This window comes from Nocardia asteroides (assembly GCA_019930625.1).
Taxonomy (GTDB): domain Bacteria; phylum Actinomycetota; class Actinomycetes; order Mycobacteriales; family Mycobacteriaceae; genus Nocardia; species Nocardia sputi.
This window is the reverse complement of sequence record CP082844.1, coordinates 336,691-353,321: the sequence shown is the minus strand read 5'-3', so window position 1 is coordinate 353,321 and position 16,631 is coordinate 336,691. Positions and strand designations below refer to the sequence as shown.

Sequence of the window (16,631 nt, the reverse complement as noted above, 5' to 3'; positions counted from 1 at the left end):
GCGCCCCTGCCGCCGCGGATACGACCTGTAGCGCTCACCTGAACGTTCGCGGGTCCGATTCCTGTGCTGTGCCCGAGGTCGTCCGCACGATCTCGGCACACGGGCGGCGAACTGCGCGGTCGCGGTGAACACCCCGATCCAGGAAGGGAATTCACCCACGCGTCCTCGGCGCACAGTTACCCTCGGACCAGCGTCACTTTGTTACGGAACCGATATCCGAGGGAGTTGGCGAAAAATGACCGTCTCGTCCGAATTGTCCAGCGCGGCGTGGGCCGCGGGTTTGCCGCAGTCATTGCGCGGCGATCTCGCGACGCTCGAGGAAGCGTACTTCCGCCACGTCGACGCGGGCGATGTGGACTGTGCGATCACCGGCATCACCCAGATCTTCCGCAGGCATCTGGAGCTGGGGGTGACGCGCCGCCCCGGTCGCGCGCTGGTGCGGGTATACCACCCGGATGACGGCTCCGGAATCGGTGCGGCGGTGCAGATCGTCACCGACGACATGCCGCTGCTGGTCGAGTCGATCAGCTCGTCGCTGAGCAGGATCGGCGTCAGCGTCAGCGAGATCATCCATCCGATCTTCGAGGTCGAGCGGGACGCGGAGGGACGCCTGACGCACGCCGCCGCGCACGAGGTGGACGGCACCGGCGCGGCCGGGTTGCGCGAATCCTGGATGCACGTGCAATTGCACCCGTCGACCAGTGCGGCACTGCTGGCCAGGGTCGAGGCCGCGGTGCCGGACGTGGTGGACGATGTGCGTCAGGTGATCGGCGACACCGAAGCGATCAAGGACGTGCAGAGCAAGCTGGCCGACGACCTCGAGCTCGCCGCGGGGTCCGGCTCCGCGCCGTTCGACTCGGCCGAGCTGACCGACACCGCCAACCTGCTGCGCTGGCTGGCCGGAGGGAATTTCACCCTGCTCGGCTACGCGCGCTACCGACTGAACACCGACGAGGGCAGGGAGATGTCCACCGTCGTGCCCGCCACCTGCCTCGGCGTGCTGCGACCGGACGTCGGCACCGACTTCCACGTGCCGGTCAACAGCGGTGACCGTCCGCTGCTCACGCTGACCCAAGGGCTTGTTCCCGCCACCGTGCACCGTGCGGTGTACCCGTACTTCGTCAGCGTCGCCGATTTCGACGCGCATGGAACCGTCGTCGGCGAGCACCTGTTCATCGGCGTCTTCACCGTCTCCGCCGTGCACGAGAACGTCCTGGACATCCCGGTGATCGAGCGCCGGGTCCGCTCGGCGATCGAGGACAGCGGATTCGACCTGGAATCGTTCTCCGGGCAGGCGATGCTCGAGGTCATCCAATCCTTCCCCCGCACCGAACTCTTCTCCGCCGACGCCGAGACGCTGCGCCGCACCGCCACCGCCGTGCTGAGTGTGGGCCTGCGCCGCCAGGTGCGCCTGTTCCTGCGCGCGGACACCTACGGCCGCTACGTCGCCTGCCTGGTCTATCTGCCGCGTGATCGGTACACCACCAGCTCGCGGCTGGAGATGCAGGAGATCCTGGTCCGCGAATTGGGTGGGGTGTCCATCGACTATTCCGCGCGGGTGGGCGAAAGCGAGCTGGCGCGAGTCTATTTCACGGTGCGCATGCCGGAAGCCGAGCTCGGTGCTCCGCATCGGACACCCCCGGTCGCCGATACCTCCGAGCCCAACCGGCTGCGTCTGCAGAACCTGCTCGCCGAGGCCAGCCGCACTTGGGACGACCGCCTGAACGACGAGGTGAGCACGTCGACGGTGCTCGATCCGGCCGTGGTGCAGCGGTACGCGGAGGCCTTCCCCGAGGGCTACAAACAGGATTTCGCCGCGGCACGGGCGCTGCGAGACATCGTGCGCCTGGAGCGGCTGAGTGCGGGCGGTATCGACCAATACCTCTACCGGAAGCCGGGTTCGGCGCCGGGTTCGTGGCGCTTCACCCTCTACATCGGTGGCAGCGGTATCTCGCTGAGCCAAGTACTTCCGGTGTTGCAAAGCCTCGGTGTCGAGGTGGTCGACGAGCGCCCGTACCAGATCGAGCTGGAGGACGCGGCCGGCGGCGCCGGTGGTGAACGGTGGATCTACGATTTCGGTCTGCTCGCCCGCCCGGAGTTGTTGCGCAGTTCGCTCGACCGGGATCTGGACGCGGAACTGCTCGAGTCCTCCAAACGCGCCGACGTGTTGGAGGCCGAGGTGCGCGGCCTGCGTGAGCGGTTCGTGGAAGCCTTCGAGGCCATGTGGTACGGCCGCGCGGAGGCGGACGGGCTGAACGAACTCGTGCTGCGTGCGCGGCTGCCGTGGCGGGCCGTCTCGATCCTGCGCACCTACGCGAAGTATCTGCAGCAGGCCAATTTCCCGTACAGCCAGGCCAACATCTGCCGTGTGCTGCTCACCTATCCGGATATCGCGCGCCTGTTCGTCGATCTGTTCGCTGCGCGTTTCGATCCCGACACCGTCTCCGCCGAACATGCCGCGGAGCTGGAGACCCAGGTGCGAGGGCGCATCGATGAGGTGGTCAGCCTGGACGCGGACCGCATCCTGCGGTCGATCCTCGGACTGATCAAGGCGACGCTGCGCACCAACTACTACGTGATCGACGCGGAAGGCAAACCACGCGAGTACGTTTCGGTGAAGGTCGAACCGCGGGAAATCGCCGAGTTGCCCAAGCCGCGGCCGCAGTTCGAGATCTTCGTGTACTCGCCGCGGGTGGAGGGCGTGCATCTGCGCTTCGGCTCGGTGGCGCGTGGTGGGTTGCGGTGGTCGGACCGGTTGGAGGATTTCCGTACCGAGATCCTGGGTTTGGTGAAGGCTCAGGCGGTGAAGAACGCGGTGATCGTGCCGGTCGGCGCGAAGGGCGGTTTCGTGGTGAAGCAGCCGCCCGCGGCTACCGGTGATCCGGTGGCGGACCGGCAGGCGTTGGGCGCCGAAGGGGTTGCTTGCTACCGTACATTCATCTCCGGCTTGCTGGATATCACCGACAATGTGGATCGCGCGAGTGGGCAGGTATTGCCTCCTGACCGAGTGGTGCGCCGCGATGGTGATGACACCTATCTCGTGGTCGCGGCGGACAAGGGCACCGCGTCGTTCTCCGATATCGCCAATGATGTGGCGCAGAGTTATGGGTTCTGGCTGGGTGATGCGTTCGCCTCGGGTGGGTCGGCGGGTTATGACCACAAGGCGATGGGTATCACGGCCAAGGGTGCTTGGGAGAGTGTCAAGCGGCATTTCCGTGAGATGGAGCTCGATACGCAGTCGCAGGATTTCGCTGTGGTGGGTGTGGGTGACATGAGTGGTGATGTGTTCGGTAACGGTATGTTGTTGTCGGAGCACATTCGTTTGGTGGCCGCGTTCGACCATCGCCACATTTTCCTGGATCCGGATCCTGATGCGGCGCGTTCGTTCCGGGAGCGGCAGCGGATGTTCGCGTTGCCGCGGTCGTCGTGGGCCGACTACGACCCGTCACTTATCAGCCCCGGCGGAGGTGTGTGGGACCGCACCGTGAAGTCGGTGCCGATCAGCCCGCAGGCCAGGGCGGCTCTGGGGCTGGGCGATGACGTCGTATCGCTGTCGCCGCCGGATCTGGTCCGCGCGATCCTGCTCGCGCCGGTCGACCTGCTGTGGAACGGCGGTATCGGCACGTACATCAAGGCGAGCACGGAGACCAACGCCGAAGTGGGCGACAAGTCCAACGACGCGGTACGTGTCAACGGGAGCCAATTGCGGGTCAAAGTGGTCGGCGAGGGCGGCAACCTCGGCGCGACGGCGTTGGGCCGCATCGAGTTCTGCCGCAAGGGCGGCAAGATCAATACCGACGCGCTGGACAACTCGGCGGGCGTGGACTGCTCCGACCACGAGGTCAACATCAAGATCTTGCTCGACGCCGTCGTGTCCGGGGGGCAGTTGCTGCCCGACGAGCGCAATCCGCTGCTGGCCTCGATGACCGACGAGGTCGCGCAGATGGTCCTGCGGGACAACGTGGCGCAGAACTTCCTCATGGGTATTTCGCGCACCGAGGCGTCGCAGATGCTGCCCGTGCAGATGCGGTTGATCGAGGATCTCGAAGAGCGTCGCGGCTTGGACCGTGAACTCGAGGCGCTGCCCTCCGATCAGGAGATGAAGCGCAGGCTGGGAGAAGGCTCCGGTCTGACGTCGCCGGAGCTGGCGAATCTGATGGCGCATGTGAAGCTGTCGCTCAAGGCCGATCTGCTCGAATCCGACCTGCCCGACAGTCAGTACTTCGCCACGCGGCTGCCGGACTACTTCCCCACACCGCTGCGCGACCGCTTCGCGGCGGCGATCAAACGCCACCGGCTGCGCCGGGAGATCGTCACCACCATGATCGCCAACGAGATGGTGGACTACGGCGGCATCACCTACGCGCACCGGTTGAACGAGGAGGTCGGCGCCACCACCACCGATGCGGTGCGCGCCTTCGCCGCGGCCAGCGGAATCTTCGATCTGCACGACATGTGGAAGCGAATCCGTGCGTGTGACGCACCCACTTCGGTGCGCGACCTGCTCGAACTGGAGACGAAGCGGACGTTGGACCGGGCGTCCCGATGGCTGCTGAGCAACCGGCCGCAGCCGATCGCGGTGGGCTCGGAGATCAGTCGGTACCGCGCCGACGTGCGTGAACTGGCCCCCAAGGTGGCGGGATGGCTGCGCGGACACCATGTGTCCACCCTCACCGACCAGTCCGCCGAATTGATCGCCCGCGGCGCGCCGACCGATCTGGCCACCGAGGTCTTCGGTCTGCTCAACCTCTTCCCTCTGCTGGACATCGTGGACATCGCCGATATCACCGACCGGGACGGCGACGAGGTCGGGTCGCTGTACTACGCGCTCAACGATCACCTCAAGATCGACTGGCTGTTGCAGGCGGTCAGCCACCTCGAACGCGGCGACCGCTGGCATGCGCTGGCGCGGCTCGCGCTGCGCGACGACATGTACGCGTCGCTGCGCTCGCTCACCCTCGACGTGCTCTCCGGCGGTGACCCCGAAGAGACGGCGAACGAGAAGATTGCATACTGGGAGTCGAAGAATCAGTCCCGCCTCGGCCGAGCCAGGGCGGCGCTGTCGGAGTTGTTCGAATCCGGAACCCACGATCTCGCCACGCTTTCGGTTGCGGCGCGGCAAGTGCGGAGCATGGTGAGCGGGGTGGGCGCCCAATCGGAGGTACCACGTTGACGAGTTCGGTGAGCGGAAGCGGGAAGGCGGCGGGCAGCCTGGTGCTGCCCCGGCGTTTCCATGCCAAGGTGGACGTCAGGTGGTCGGACATGGACGTGTTCCAGCACGTCAACCATGCCCGGATGGTGACGCTGCTGGAGGAGGCGCGGATCCCGTGGCTGTTCGAGGACGGCCGCCCGACCGCCCCGTTGCGTGAGGGCTGCGTCCTCGCCGACCTGCACGTCCGCTACCGCGGCCAGCTGCGGCACGAGGACACGCCGCTGGATATCGCCATGTGGATCGAGCAGTTGCGCGCGGTCGACTTCACCATCGGTTACGAGGTGCGGGCGGCGGGCGCCGAGCCCGATTCGCCCGCGGCGGTGGTCGCGTCCACGCAGATCGCGGCATTCGACATGCGGGCGCAGCGATTGCGCAGGCTGACCGACGCCGAGCGTGATTACCTGTCCGAGTGGATGGAGTGAGCGACCGCGCATCGGTGATCGTCGAATGCTGACGGCGGGGCAGCCGTGATGACGGAACAACGAGTACTGCACGTACCGGATCCGGCGGAGCGGGAGAATCTCGCGACGTTCCTGACCAGGGCCGTGCGGCTGGACCCGGCGGTGGTGGTGCGCCTGCGCCGCCGCGGGGAGAATTACGTCTCCGCATGGGTCGCGACGGGTTTCGAGGCGCTGGCGGGACGCACAGTGATCGCCGAGCTCGGCGTCGACGACGTGACGGTCGGCGCCGATCTCGTGCTGGCCGGTATGGCGAGCGGCAGTCCGATCGACCTCGGATATCCGATGGACTCCGCGTGGCGTGGCGCGTTGCCGCCCACGGACGGTTTCGCGCACGTCGAGGACGTGCCCGCCCGTACCTTGGTCGAACTCGCCGAGCAGGGTGCGCAGCTGGCGAAGGAGCACGGCAGCAACCACGGTCCGCCCGCCTCGCTGCTCGACCAGACGGTGCTGACGGTGTCCGGCGCAGGCGCTCAGGTGCAGGTGCCGATGCGGGTGGTCTTCGCGCTCACGGCGATGGACTTCATCCCGCACTCGGGGGAGAAGGCCGATCCGCGCCGCATCCCGCCCGCCGAGATCGTGCGCGTACGCGCGACGAGGACATGGCTGCGCCTGGACGCCCGCTACGGTTCGGTGGCCCGCCGCCTGGGTGGAGCAATCCCCTTGATCGCAGGCTGAGCACGCGGCTCGTCCCTCCGGACGCCATCGCTATCACGCGTGTGCACAACCGATTTCGCGAGCACCGGAAGATGCAAGGGCCATAGACCGATTTTCGGTAGCACAACAATGCCCGGGAGCGATCGATGAGGTAGGCGGCGCCGTCGGCAGGAGGGGACGGCGCCGCCTTTGTCGGCACGGAACGGTTGCGCGGGCTGGATTTTCGAGCCGCTCAAGAGATGCCGATCAGGCGAAGGAACGTGGTCGTCGCGGCGGCGGCCAGGATGACCACCAGTATGGGGCGTTGATGCCACGCCAGTGCGCCGCCGACGAGAACGCCTGCGGGCACGGCGAATCCGAGACCAGCGGTACCGAGCGGCAGGGTGGTCACGGCCACCAGTGCGGCCAGCAGCACCACGGCGCCGATTTCCAACAGCCGCACCACGCGTGCCGGAAGTCGCACCCGCTCGCGCAGCGCGGGGCCCGCCCACCGGAACGCGTAGGTTCCCGCGGCGAGCGCGACGATTCCGGCGGCCAGCATCATGCCGCTTCCGATGCGGTCGCTGGTCGCGGCTTCTCCCGCGCCGCCACCAGCAGTCCGGCCAGGGCGAGCAGGACCGGCAGTCCCGTAGGCAGGAAGGGGGCGGTTATCAGCGCGATCGCGGTGCCAACGCACACCGCCGCGAGGGTGGTCCGGTCGCGCAGGGCGGGCAGGACCAGCGCGAGCAGCACCGCGGGAAACACCGCGTCGAGTCCGAGCGCCGAGGTGTCGGTGACCACCGATCCGATCAGCGCTCCGATGGCCGCGCCACCGGGCCACGCCAGCAATATCCCGGCTCCGGTGATCCAGTAGGCCGCGCGCCTGCGACTCGCATCGGGTTGCGCGATGGTCAGAGCGACGGACTCGTCGTTCATCAGATGCACCCCGAGCGGCCGGCGCCAGCCCGTGCCGACCGCGTCGGGAACCGACAATCCGTACGGCACGTGCCTGGCGTTCACCAGCAGGCCGGCCAGCACCGCCGCTATCGGACTACCCCCTGCGGCGACGATTCCCAGAAACAGGAACTCCGAACTCCCGGCGAGCACCACGCACCCGAGCAGAATCGGTAGCCAGATCGGAAAGCCCGCGCTCACCGCCGTCGCGCCGTAGGAGATCCCGATCACGCCCACGGCCAGGCACACCGCCGCGATGCCCAGCAAGGTGTCCCGATCGAGTGTTCGCCATATCGAACGCATGTTGTTTATAGTGAACATGGTGAGCGGCTTCGTCAATCCGTTCGGCTCCGGAGGCTCCTCTCGGTGACCACCGCGGATACGAGCAAGGCGCAAGAGGCGGTCGCATAGCGAGGCGGCTCATCGATCTGGTTTCCTGTCGAGTAAGTCAAGGTGCAGGACGCAGACACGGAGCGAGAATGACGCGGCAAGACGCGACGACGACACCTCAGGCGGTGATCGCCGCCGCGCTGCGCCGCGAGCGCACCCGGGCCGGGTTGTCGTTGAGTGAGGTCGCCCATCGGGCGGGCATCGCGAAATCGACGCTGTCGCAGTTGGAATCGGGAACCGGCAACCCGAGCCTGGAAACGTTGTGGGCATTGTGCGTCGCGCTGGATATGCCGTTCTCCCGGTTGCTCGATCCACCGCGCCGGAGCGTCCATGTGATCCGGGCCGGTGAGGGCCCGGTGGTCGCGGCCGAGCGGTCGGAGTACCAAGCGACCCTGCTGGCGGCCGGGCCGGCCAATTCCCGCCGTGACCTGTTTCGTATCACCGCGGAGCCGGGGCATGCGCGCCGATCGGAGCCACATATCGCCGGTGTCGTCGAGCACGTGCTGCTCGCGCAGGGGCATGCGCTGGTCGGACCGGTCGAGGCCCCCGTCGAACTACATTCTGGTGATTACATCGCCTACCCAGGCGATCAGCCGCACGTGTTCGAGGCGCTGGCTCCCCGGACCTGGGCGACGTTGGTGGTCGAGTACACCTGATCCGCTCAGGCCGCGCCTTCGCCCAGATATTGCAACCAGACGGGGTCGAGTTCCGCGGTGGTGGACAGCAGGCGCCAATGCGGGCCCTTCGGCGAGACCAGAGGCGATCGGAGCGTCCAGCCCAGCTCGCTGAGAAGTTTGTCGGCTTTGCGGTGGTTGCACGGCGCGCAACTGGCGACGCAGTTCTCCCACGAATGCTCCCCGCCGCGGCTGCGCGGGATGACGTGGTCGATGGTCTCGGCCTTGCCGCCGCAATAACCGCAGCGGTACCGATCCCGGTGCATGAGGGCGGCGCGGGTCATGGGGACCCGGGCCCGGTACGGGACGTGGACGTAGCTGCGCAGGCGGATCACCGAAGGAATGGCCACCGACGTCTCGGCGGAGTGCACTATCGGCCCTTCGTCGTTGTGGTGGACGGCGTCGGCTTTGTCGCAGATGAGCAGGACGATCGCGCGGCGTGCGGATAAAGCGGTGAGCGGCTCGTAGGTGGCGTTCAACAGCAGCACCCTGGTTTTGAGCCAGTTCGTGCCCTCGACGAGCGGGGCGGTGGGGCGGGGTCCGTGGTCGTGATGGCCACGATGTCCACCCGGATAATGTTCGGACAAGATGTGCAGCGGAGTAGCCCCCGACCCACGATTGTGGACGTCGGCGGGCTGGAGTTGTCGGTGCGCTCGCGCCTCGTGTGACCGGGCGCTGTGCCGCTGCTTCATCTCGACCTCGATTTCATGATTGGCAGGATCATGTGGTATCTGCAAAGCAGAGACTGTCACCCAGTTGACCATGGAATGTCGGGCATTGCACGGTGATTTTCAACAATGTCCGGTTAACTGTGGCTGAAGTGCCGTTGAGGTGCGATGTTCCAGCCGCTGAGCGGCAGCATACGGGCAGTGCGGCGGCGTCGCCCTGGCGCGGGCACAATGGACAGCGGCGCATCCGGTGAATCGAGAGGGTTTATGACTTCGGGCGAGCAAACGGCGACGTCGTTCTACGAGGCGGTCGGCGGGGCGGAGACGTTCCGGCGGCTCGTCGCGACGTTCTATCGCGAGGTGGCCGCCGACGAGGTATTGCGCCCGCTCTATCCGGAGGAGGATCTCGGCCCGGCGGAGCGTCGTCTGCGGATGTTCCTCGAGCAGTATTGGGGCGGTCCGCGCACCTACTCCGACGAGCGCGGCCACCCGCGCCTGCGCATGCGGCACATGCCGTTCACCATCGGACCGATCGAGCGTGACGCGTGGCTGCGCTGCATGCGTATCGCGGTCGCCGAGATCGAGCCGGAAACCCTGGACGAGGAGCACCGCACAGCGCTGCTCGACTATCTGGAGATGGCGGCCAACTCTTTGGTGAATGCCCCGTTCTGACAACGCGTTCACCTCTGGGCCGACCACCTCTGTGAAAAATGTGTTTTCTACCGCGTTGAGGTGGCGGTGAATTCGCTGATGAACCACGGGTGACGGGAACCTTGCGCGTGAGAGACGATGTGGGGCGAGGTTTTTCGTCTCTATGGCTAAGGTGCTGAATGTTTGCCCGTCATCTGTGGCCGCGCGTCGCCTGAAGGCTTTCGCCGCAGAACTTTGGCACTATTGCGGGTGTGAGTGATGCACCAGCCGTAACGGCGCCGGTGGATCGCACCACGCAGTCGTGGTGGCGGTCGGCCGTGTTCTACCAGGTTTATCCCAGATCCTTCGCGGACTCGGGCGCAGACGGGGTCGGTGATCTCGGCGGAGTCAGGGACAAGCTCGGCTATCTCGAACTGCTCGGCGTCGACGCGCTGTGGATCTGCCCGGTGATGCGGTCGCCGATGGCCGACGGTGGCTACGACGTTGCGGACCCGCGCGACATCGATCAGCTCTTCGGCGGGCTCGCCGCGATGGACGCCCTGATCGCGGAGGCGCATGCCCGTCGGATCAGGGTCACCATGGACCTGGTGCCCAACCACACCAGCGACCAGCATCCGTGGTTCCGCGCGGCGCTGGCGGCGGCGCCCGGCAGTCCGGAACGTGACCGGTACATCTTCCGCGACGGCCGTGGGCCCGGTGGCGCCGAGCCGCCGAACAACTGGCCGAGCATCTTCGGCGGACCCGCCTGGACCAGGATCACCGAGCCCGACGGCACGCCCGGCCAGTGGTACCTGCACATCTTCGCCCGCGAGCAGCCCGACCTGAACTGGTCGAATCCCGAGGTCGCCGCCGATTTCGAGCAGACACTGCGGTTCTGGCTCGAGCGCGGCGTGGACGGGTTCCGGATCGACGTCGCACACGGCATGGCCAAGCCGGACGGCTTGCCCGACATGCCCCAATTGAGCGTCTCGGCCTTGCTCGCGCACGACGACAGCGACCCGCGGTTCAACAATCCGGCCGTCCACGACATCCACCGCCGGATCCGCAAGGTCGTCGACGAGTATCCGGACGCGGTGCTCATCGGTGAAGTGTGGGTGAACGACAACACCCGCTTCGGCGAGTACGTGCGCGCCGACGAACTGCACTTGGCCTTCAACTTCCGTCTCGCCGAATCGGCGTTCGAAGCCGAGGCGGTGCGCGACGCGATCGACAACTCGCTCGCCGCCGTCGCACCGGTCTTCGCCGTGCCCACCTGGACGCTGTCCAATCACGACATCGAGCGCGAGGTCACCCGGTACGGCGGCGGCGCGCTCGGCGTCGCGCGGGCGCGGGCGATGATCCTGCTGGAGCTCGCGCTGCCCGGCGCGGTGTTCATCTACAACGGCTCCGAGCTGGGGCTGCCCAACGTCGACGACCTCCCCGACCACGTGTTGCAGGACCCGGTGTGGGAGCGCTCCGGGCACACGCAGCGCGGCCGCGACGGTTGCCGGGTGCCGCTGCCCTGGGAAGGCGCCGCGCCGCCGTTCGGGTTCACCACCGCGACGCCGTGGCTGCCGATCCCGCCCGAATGGGCGCCGCTGACCGTCGAGGCGCAACTCGAGGAGCTGGGGTCGACGCTGTCGCTGTATCGACTGGCGATCGAACTGCGGGCACAGCGGCCGGAGTTCGCGGGGGACCGGATCGAGTGGTACGGCAGCCCCCAGGGGTGTCTGGCGTTCCGCAGGCCGGGTGGGCTGGTCTGCGTGCTCAACGCCTCCGACGCTCCCATCCAGCTACCGCCGGGAGACGTGCTGCTGGCCAGTGCGCCGACCGAGGGCGGGCAGCTGCCGCCGAACGCGTCGGCCTGGTTGGTCTGAGGCGCTCGGTGAAGTCCCAGCTCGGGCCGGGTGCAGCCGACACGGACGGCGGCCCGGCGCTACCGGACGGAGAACTACTACAGAGGATCGTCTACCTTTGATCCGTGAGCATTCTCGAGACAGTGCTGATCTTCGTCGGCATTCCACTGGTGATCTACGGCGTAATCGCCGGATTGTCGTTTCTCGGTAAGCCACTGCCTGGCGAGAAGCCGGTCCACTTCGCCCTCGGTCAGGAGTGGACCCAGCCGCCGGTGCTGTGGAGTGCCACCGAAGAGGTGATCGGCTCGGGTCACCACTTTCCGGAAACGCCGCATGGACAGCAGCATGCGGCCATCGAGTCCACCGAGGTGGAGCTGATCGGAGGACGGGCAAGTGGCAGGTTCTAAGTGGCCCGCGGTGGTCGAAGCCGAGTTGCCGCACGGATACGCGATCACCAGCAGCGGGCGCGTCTCTGGCGTGCACGAGGCGGGCGATGTGTTCAAGGAAGCGCCGTTCAACGATGAAGAGCGGCTCACCATGGACAACGTGCTCACCGAGGCGACCCGCGCGACCAAGGTGCGCTTCACCGTCTACATCGGCGATCTGGGTGCCGATCCGGCCGCAGGCGCGGACGCGATCTTCCCCGGCACGCCCGAGGCGGAGCGTTCGGTGCTCATCGCCGTCTCGCCGAACGAGAAGGCGATCGAGGTTCGCTCGGGCCGGGACGTCGCCGACCGGGCGAACGATCGCGTCTGCCAGCTCGGCGTCACCGCCGCGCTGAGCTCGTTCCGGCAGGGCCAGCTGATCGACGGCGTGGTCTCCGCCGTCCGCGTGATGGCCGCCGCCATCGGGCGGTAATCTCCGCCGGCGCCTGCGGCGCTGGATGTTCCCGGCGCGTCCACCCGATCACCGGGTGGACGCGCCGGTTTCGTTCTTACGGCTGTGCGTCGAAGGCGCGGGCGCGCAGCGAGCGCTCGATGCCCGCCTTGCCTTCGCTGACCAGGCGGCGCAGCGCCGGAGGGTGGTCGCCGGCGAGGAACTTGTCCGCGACGGCCACCGCGTCCTCGCTGATCGCCCAGTGCGGGTAGAGGCCGACCACCACGGTCTGGGCGACCTCGCTGGAGCGACGCTCCCAGACGCCGGGGACCTCGGCGAAGTACCGTTCCACGTACGAGGTGAGCAGCTCATCTTGCCCAGCGGGCGCGAAGCCGCCGACGATCGAGCGGGCCGTGACGTTGGGCACCGAGTCGTCGCCCATCACCGTCGCCCACGCCTGCTCCTTCACCTCGGCGATCGGACGCGCCGTCGCCGCGGCGGCCGCCTGCCGCTTGCCCGCCGCGGTGGGATCGTTGGACAACTCCTGGTCGATGACCGGCGTATCGAGCCCCTCGGCATCGATCTCGCCCGCCGCCGCGAGCGCGGCCACGATCCGCCAGCGCAGGTCGGTGTCGACCACCAGGCCCGGCAGCCCGACCTTCGCCGGATCACCGTCGAGCAGTTCGCGCAGTACCTCGGTGTGCCAGGCCGACAGCTTCGCGCCGGTCAGCGCGTTGACGAAGGCCAACTGGTGGTCGGAGCCCGGCTCGGCTTCGCGCGCCAGCTCGAGCAGCCGGTTCGCGTACTCCGGCCAGCCGGTGGTGGCGGCCCACTCCGGATCGGCGTAGCTGCCCAAGGTGGTGTTGGCCTGCATGAGAAGCCGCTGCACCACGCCGATCTCGGTCTCGGCGCCGACGCCCCGCCCGACCAGCGCGACGAAATCGCGGGCGCGGAACTCGGCCTGACGGGTCATCTCCCAGGCCGCCGACCAGGCCAGCGTGCGCGGCAGCGGCTGCGCGATGTCGGCGATGCGGTTGACCAGCACGTCGAGCGAATCGGCGTCCAACCGGATCGAGCAGTAGGTCAGGTCGTCGTCGTTGACCAGCACGAACTGGCCGCGGGGAACGCCGATCAGTTCGGGCACCTCGGTGCGTTCGGCGGCATCGAGATCGAGTTCGACCCGCTTGATGCGAACCAGCTTCCCGTCCTGGTCGTCGTACACGCCGACGGCGAGGCGGTGCACGCGCCGCTCGCCCGCGCCCGGCTGGGCACCCTCCTGCACCACCGCGAACGAGCTGAACCTGCCTTCGGCGTCCACCTCGAAGTCCGGGCGCAAAATGTTCAAGCCGGTGGTCTTGAGCCACTGCGCGCCCCAGGTGGACAGATCGCGTCCGGACGACTTCTCCAACGCCGACAGCAGATCGTCGAAGGTGGCGTTGCCGTAGGCGTGGTCGGCGAAGTACGCGCGCAGGCCGGCCAGGAACGGCTCCAGACCGACGTAGGCGACGAGCTGCTTCAGCACACTGGCGCCCTTGGCGTAGGTGATGCCGTCGAAGTTCACCTCGACCGCGGCGAGATCGGGAATGTCCGCCGCGATCGGGTGGGTGGACGGCAGCTGGTCCTGCCGATAGGCCCAGGACTTCTCCACGTTCGCGAACGTGGTCCAGGCGTTGGTGTACTCGGTCGCCTCGGACTGGCACAGCACCGACGCGAAGGTGGCGAACGACTCGTTCAGCCACAGGTCGTCCCACCACTTCATGGTGACCAGGTCGCCGAACCACATGTGCGCCATCTCGTGCAGCACGGTCTCGGCGCGGCGCTCGTAGGAGGCCCGGGTGACCTTGGACCGGAAGACGTAATCCTCCAGGAAGGTCACCGCGCCGGCGTTCTCCATCGCGCCCGCGTTGAACTCTGGGACGAACAGCTGGTCGTACTTGCCGAACGCGTACGGGACGCCGAAGTTGCGGTGGTAGAAGCCGAAACCCTGCTTGGTCTCGGTGAACAGTCGTTCGGCGTCCATGTGCTCGGCCAGCGAGGCGCGGCAGTAGATGCCCAGCGGGATGCTGCCGTGCTCGTCGGTGTAGACGTCGGTCCACTGCGCGTACGGGCCGGCGATGAGCGCGACCAGGTAGGTGCTCATCTTCGGGGTGGTGCGGAAGACGTGCTTGCCCGGCTCCGGCGCGAGCGTTTCCACGACGGCGGCGTTGGAGACGACCTGCCAGTCGGCCGGGGCGGTGACGGCGAGGTCGAAGGTGGCCTTCAGGTCCGGTTGGTCGAAGCAGGCGAACATCCGCTTGGCGTCGGCGGTCTCGAACTGCGAGTACAGGTAGACGGCGTCGTCGGCCGGATCGACGAACCGGTGCAGGCCCTCTCCGGTGTGTGAGTACTCGCAGTCGGCCTCCACCACCAGCTCGTTGCGCTCGGCCAGGTCGGTCAGCGTGATCCCGGTCGACTCGTCGTATCCGGAAACGTCCAGGGCGGTGCCGTTGAGCACCGCCGAGCGCACGCTACGGGCCACGATGTCGATGAACGTGCTCGCGCCCGGCGTAGCGGTGAAGGTCACGGTGCTGCGGGAGAAGAAGGTCTGCTCGCCCGGTTTGCCCGCCCCGTCGGTCAGATCCAGCTCGACGCGGTAGTTCTCGACCGCTACCGTGGCGGCGCGTTCGATCGCCTGGTCGCGAGTGAGGTTGGGTGCGGACATAAGGCTCCTTCGTGGTCGAAGAACTGGCACGGGCGACACCCACAATGCCACCTCGGTGTGGCAGGTCGCGCGGGACTTTCCCGACCAACCCTAGTGATGCGGACGGCGCGACGGCCACGGCCGGACAGCGGCGGTATTGTGCCTGGTGCAGCGCAGGTTCACCACCACGGATTCGGAGGCTCGACGTTGAAGCATGTGCACGCCGGGAAGGTGCGTGACCTGTACGAGGACGGCGACACGCTGCTGCTGGTCGCTTCCGACCGGGTGTCGGTGTACGACGTGGTGCTGCCGACGCCGATCCCCGAGAAAGGCGCCCTGCTGACCCAGCTGTCGAACTGGTGGTTCGAGTTCTTCACCGACGTGCCCAACCACGTCGTCTCCGCCACCGACGTGCCCGCCGAGTTCGCGGGCCGCGGCATCCGGGTCAAACCGCTGAAGATGGTCGGGGTGGAATGCATCGCGCGCGGCTACCTGACCGGTTCCGGGCTGGTGGAATACCGGCGGACGGGCTCGGTGTCCGGGGTCGCGCTGCCGCCCGGGCTGCGCGAGGGCGACAAGCTGCCGGAACCGATCTTCACCCCGACCACCAAAGCGTCCGAGGGGCACGACGAGTCGATCACCTTCGCGGACGTGGCGCACCAAGAGGGGCGCGAGGTCACCGAACGACTGCGCGAACTGACCCTGCACATCTATGCCCGCGGTGCTGCGCACGCCGCAGAACGCGGCGTCATCGTCGCCGACACCAAAGTCGAGTTCGGTTGGGACGGTGACGTTCTCACCCTCGGTGACGAAGTGCTCACTTCGGATTCCTCGCGTTTCTGGCCCGCCGACGAGTGGGAGCCGGGCCGGCCGCAGCGCTCGTTCGACAAGCAGTTCGTCCGCGACTGGTCCACCTCCACCGGCTGGGACAAGGAGCCGCCCGGCCCGCAGATCCCGGCCGATGTGGTCGAGGCGACGCACCAGAAGTACGTGGAAGCCTACGAACTCCTCACCGGCCGGACCTGGGCGGGCGTGTCGAGGTAGCGGTCAGTCCGCCAGTCGCTCGGCCAGCCGTTCCAAACAGGGCCGCTGGCCCGCGACCAGCTTGTCGCGTGCGGTGGCCGGGTCGAACCACTCGGCGCGATCGATCTCGGGGAACTGCGTGAACCGTCCGGAGCGCGGCGGCCACTCCAGCTGAAAGGTTCCCGGCACCACGGCGGCGGGATCGAGATCGCCTTCGACGGCCCAGACGGTGAGGACCTTCTTGCCCGCGCCGCTTCCGTAGCGCACCTCACCCAGCGGCAGCCACGTACCGTCCGGGACCGGCAGTCCCAGTTCCTCGGTGAACTCGCGGCTCGCCGCGGACCGTGCGTCCTCCGCGTCCGGCTCGTACTCGCCTTTCGGAATCGACCACGCGCCCGCGTCTTTTCGCGCCCAGAAGGGGCCGCCCATGTGCCCGAGCAGCACCTCGACGGCGCCGTCCGAGTCGCGGCGGAAGAGCAGGACTCCGGCGCTGTGTTTGTCTGCCATACGCGTAGTCTGCCTGGTCGCCGCCGTTCAGGGGCACGTCTCGTCCACTGCTGCGCGGCGCGTGCTCGTACGAACGCGCCGCCATCGCCCCGCGTACTGTCGCGCGCGAGGCGCGCTCGCCGCATGG

At 67.6% G+C, this 16,631-nt stretch carries 14 protein-coding genes; 9 read left to right on the top strand and 5 right to left on the bottom strand.

Going from position 1 to position 16,631, the window contains the following annotated elements:
- The first annotated feature begins 235 nt into the window (after positions 1–235).
- The 3 genes from K8O92_01615 to K8O92_01605 all read left to right on the top strand — a co-directional run bounded on the left by K8O92_01615 (position 236) and on the right by K8O92_01605 (position 6,348).
- Entirely contained in the window at positions 236–5,173 is a 4,938-nt protein-coding gene (locus K8O92_01615) for an NAD-glutamate dehydrogenase (GenBank protein UAK32753.1), read from the top strand.
- A gap of 89 nt (positions 5,174–5,262) precedes the next feature.
- Positions 5,263–5,634, top strand: a complete 372-nt coding sequence (locus K8O92_01610) for a thioesterase family protein (protein ID UAK35376.1) — start codon at positions 5,263–5,265, stop codon at positions 5,632–5,634.
- 48 nt (positions 5,635–5,682) lie between these two features.
- Entirely contained in the window at positions 5,683–6,348 is a 666-nt protein-coding gene (locus K8O92_01605) for a hypothetical protein (protein ID UAK32752.1), read from the top strand.
- A 211-nt stretch (positions 6,349–6,559) separates the two neighbouring features.
- On the opposite strand, the gene K8O92_01600 is transcribed toward K8O92_01605, so the two are convergent.
- Both K8O92_01600 and K8O92_01595 read right to left on the bottom strand, forming a co-directional pair.
- A complete protein-coding gene (locus K8O92_01600) occupies positions 6,560–6,871 on the bottom strand; it encodes an AzlD domain-containing protein (protein ID UAK32751.1) in 312 nt (103 codons plus the stop codon).
- Positions 6,868–7,563, bottom strand: a complete 696-nt coding sequence (locus K8O92_01595) for an AzlC family ABC transporter permease (GenBank protein ID UAK32750.1) — start codon at positions 7,561–7,563, stop codon at positions 6,868–6,870. The genes K8O92_01600 and K8O92_01595 overlap by 4 nt, the downstream gene beginning before the upstream one ends.
- Positions 7,564–7,739: 176 nt before the next feature.
- Between K8O92_01595 and K8O92_01590 the strand changes: the two genes are divergently transcribed.
- Complete coding sequence (locus K8O92_01590) at positions 7,740–8,306, top strand: XRE family transcriptional regulator (GenBank protein UAK32749.1); 567 nt, start codon at positions 7,740–7,742, stop codon at positions 8,304–8,306.
- Positions 8,307–8,311: 5 nt separating this feature from the next.
- On the opposite strand, the gene K8O92_01585 is transcribed toward K8O92_01590, so the two are convergent.
- Positions 8,312–9,016, bottom strand: coding sequence for an HNH endonuclease (locus K8O92_01585; GenBank protein UAK32748.1), 705 nt, complete (start codon positions 9,014–9,016; stop codon positions 8,312–8,314).
- A 243-nt stretch (positions 9,017–9,259) separates the two neighbouring features.
- Between K8O92_01585 and K8O92_01580 the strand changes: the two genes are divergently transcribed.
- The 4 genes from K8O92_01580 to K8O92_01565 all read left to right on the top strand — a co-directional run bounded on the left by K8O92_01580 (position 9,260) and on the right by K8O92_01565 (position 12,336).
- Positions 9,260–9,664, top strand: a complete 405-nt coding sequence (locus tag K8O92_01580; protein UAK32747.1) for a globin — start codon at positions 9,260–9,262, stop codon at positions 9,662–9,664.
- Between the two features lie 260 nt (positions 9,665–9,924).
- Positions 9,925–11,499, top strand: a complete 1,575-nt coding sequence (locus K8O92_01575; protein UAK35375.1) for a glycoside hydrolase family 13 protein — start codon at positions 9,925–9,927, stop codon at positions 11,497–11,499.
- Between the two features lie 104 nt (positions 11,500–11,603).
- Positions 11,604–11,885, top strand: coding sequence for a hypothetical protein (locus tag K8O92_01570; protein ID UAK32746.1), 282 nt, complete (start codon positions 11,604–11,606; stop codon positions 11,883–11,885).
- A 10-nt stretch (positions 11,886–11,895) separates the two neighbouring features.
- On the top strand, positions 11,896–12,336 hold the full coding sequence (locus K8O92_01565; protein ID UAK35374.1) for a DUF5130 domain-containing protein: 441 nt from the start codon (positions 11,896–11,898) through the stop codon (positions 12,334–12,336).
- Positions 12,337–12,412: 76 nt separating this feature from the next.
- Here K8O92_01565 and pepN read toward each other — a convergent pair whose 3' ends face one another.
- The gene (gene pepN / locus K8O92_01560; GenBank protein ID UAK32745.1) at positions 12,413–14,995 is read right to left on the bottom strand and encodes an aminopeptidase N; all 2,583 of its coding nucleotides are present in this window, start codon (positions 14,993–14,995) and stop codon (positions 12,413–12,415) included.
- Between the two features lie 96 nt (positions 14,996–15,091).
- Between pepN and K8O92_01555 the strand changes: the two genes are divergently transcribed.
- On the top strand, positions 15,092–16,018 hold the full coding sequence (locus K8O92_01555) for a phosphoribosylaminoimidazolesuccinocarboxamide synthase (protein UAK32744.1): 927 nt from the start codon (positions 15,092–15,094) through the stop codon (positions 16,016–16,018).
- 3 nt (positions 16,019–16,021) lie between these two features.
- Here K8O92_01555 and K8O92_01550 read toward each other — a convergent pair whose 3' ends face one another.
- Positions 16,022–16,504: an NUDIX domain-containing protein gene (locus K8O92_01550; protein UAK32743.1), complete on the bottom strand. Its 483-nt coding sequence runs from the start codon at positions 16,502–16,504 to the stop codon at positions 16,022–16,024.
- Positions 16,505–16,631 lie beyond the last annotated feature (127 nt).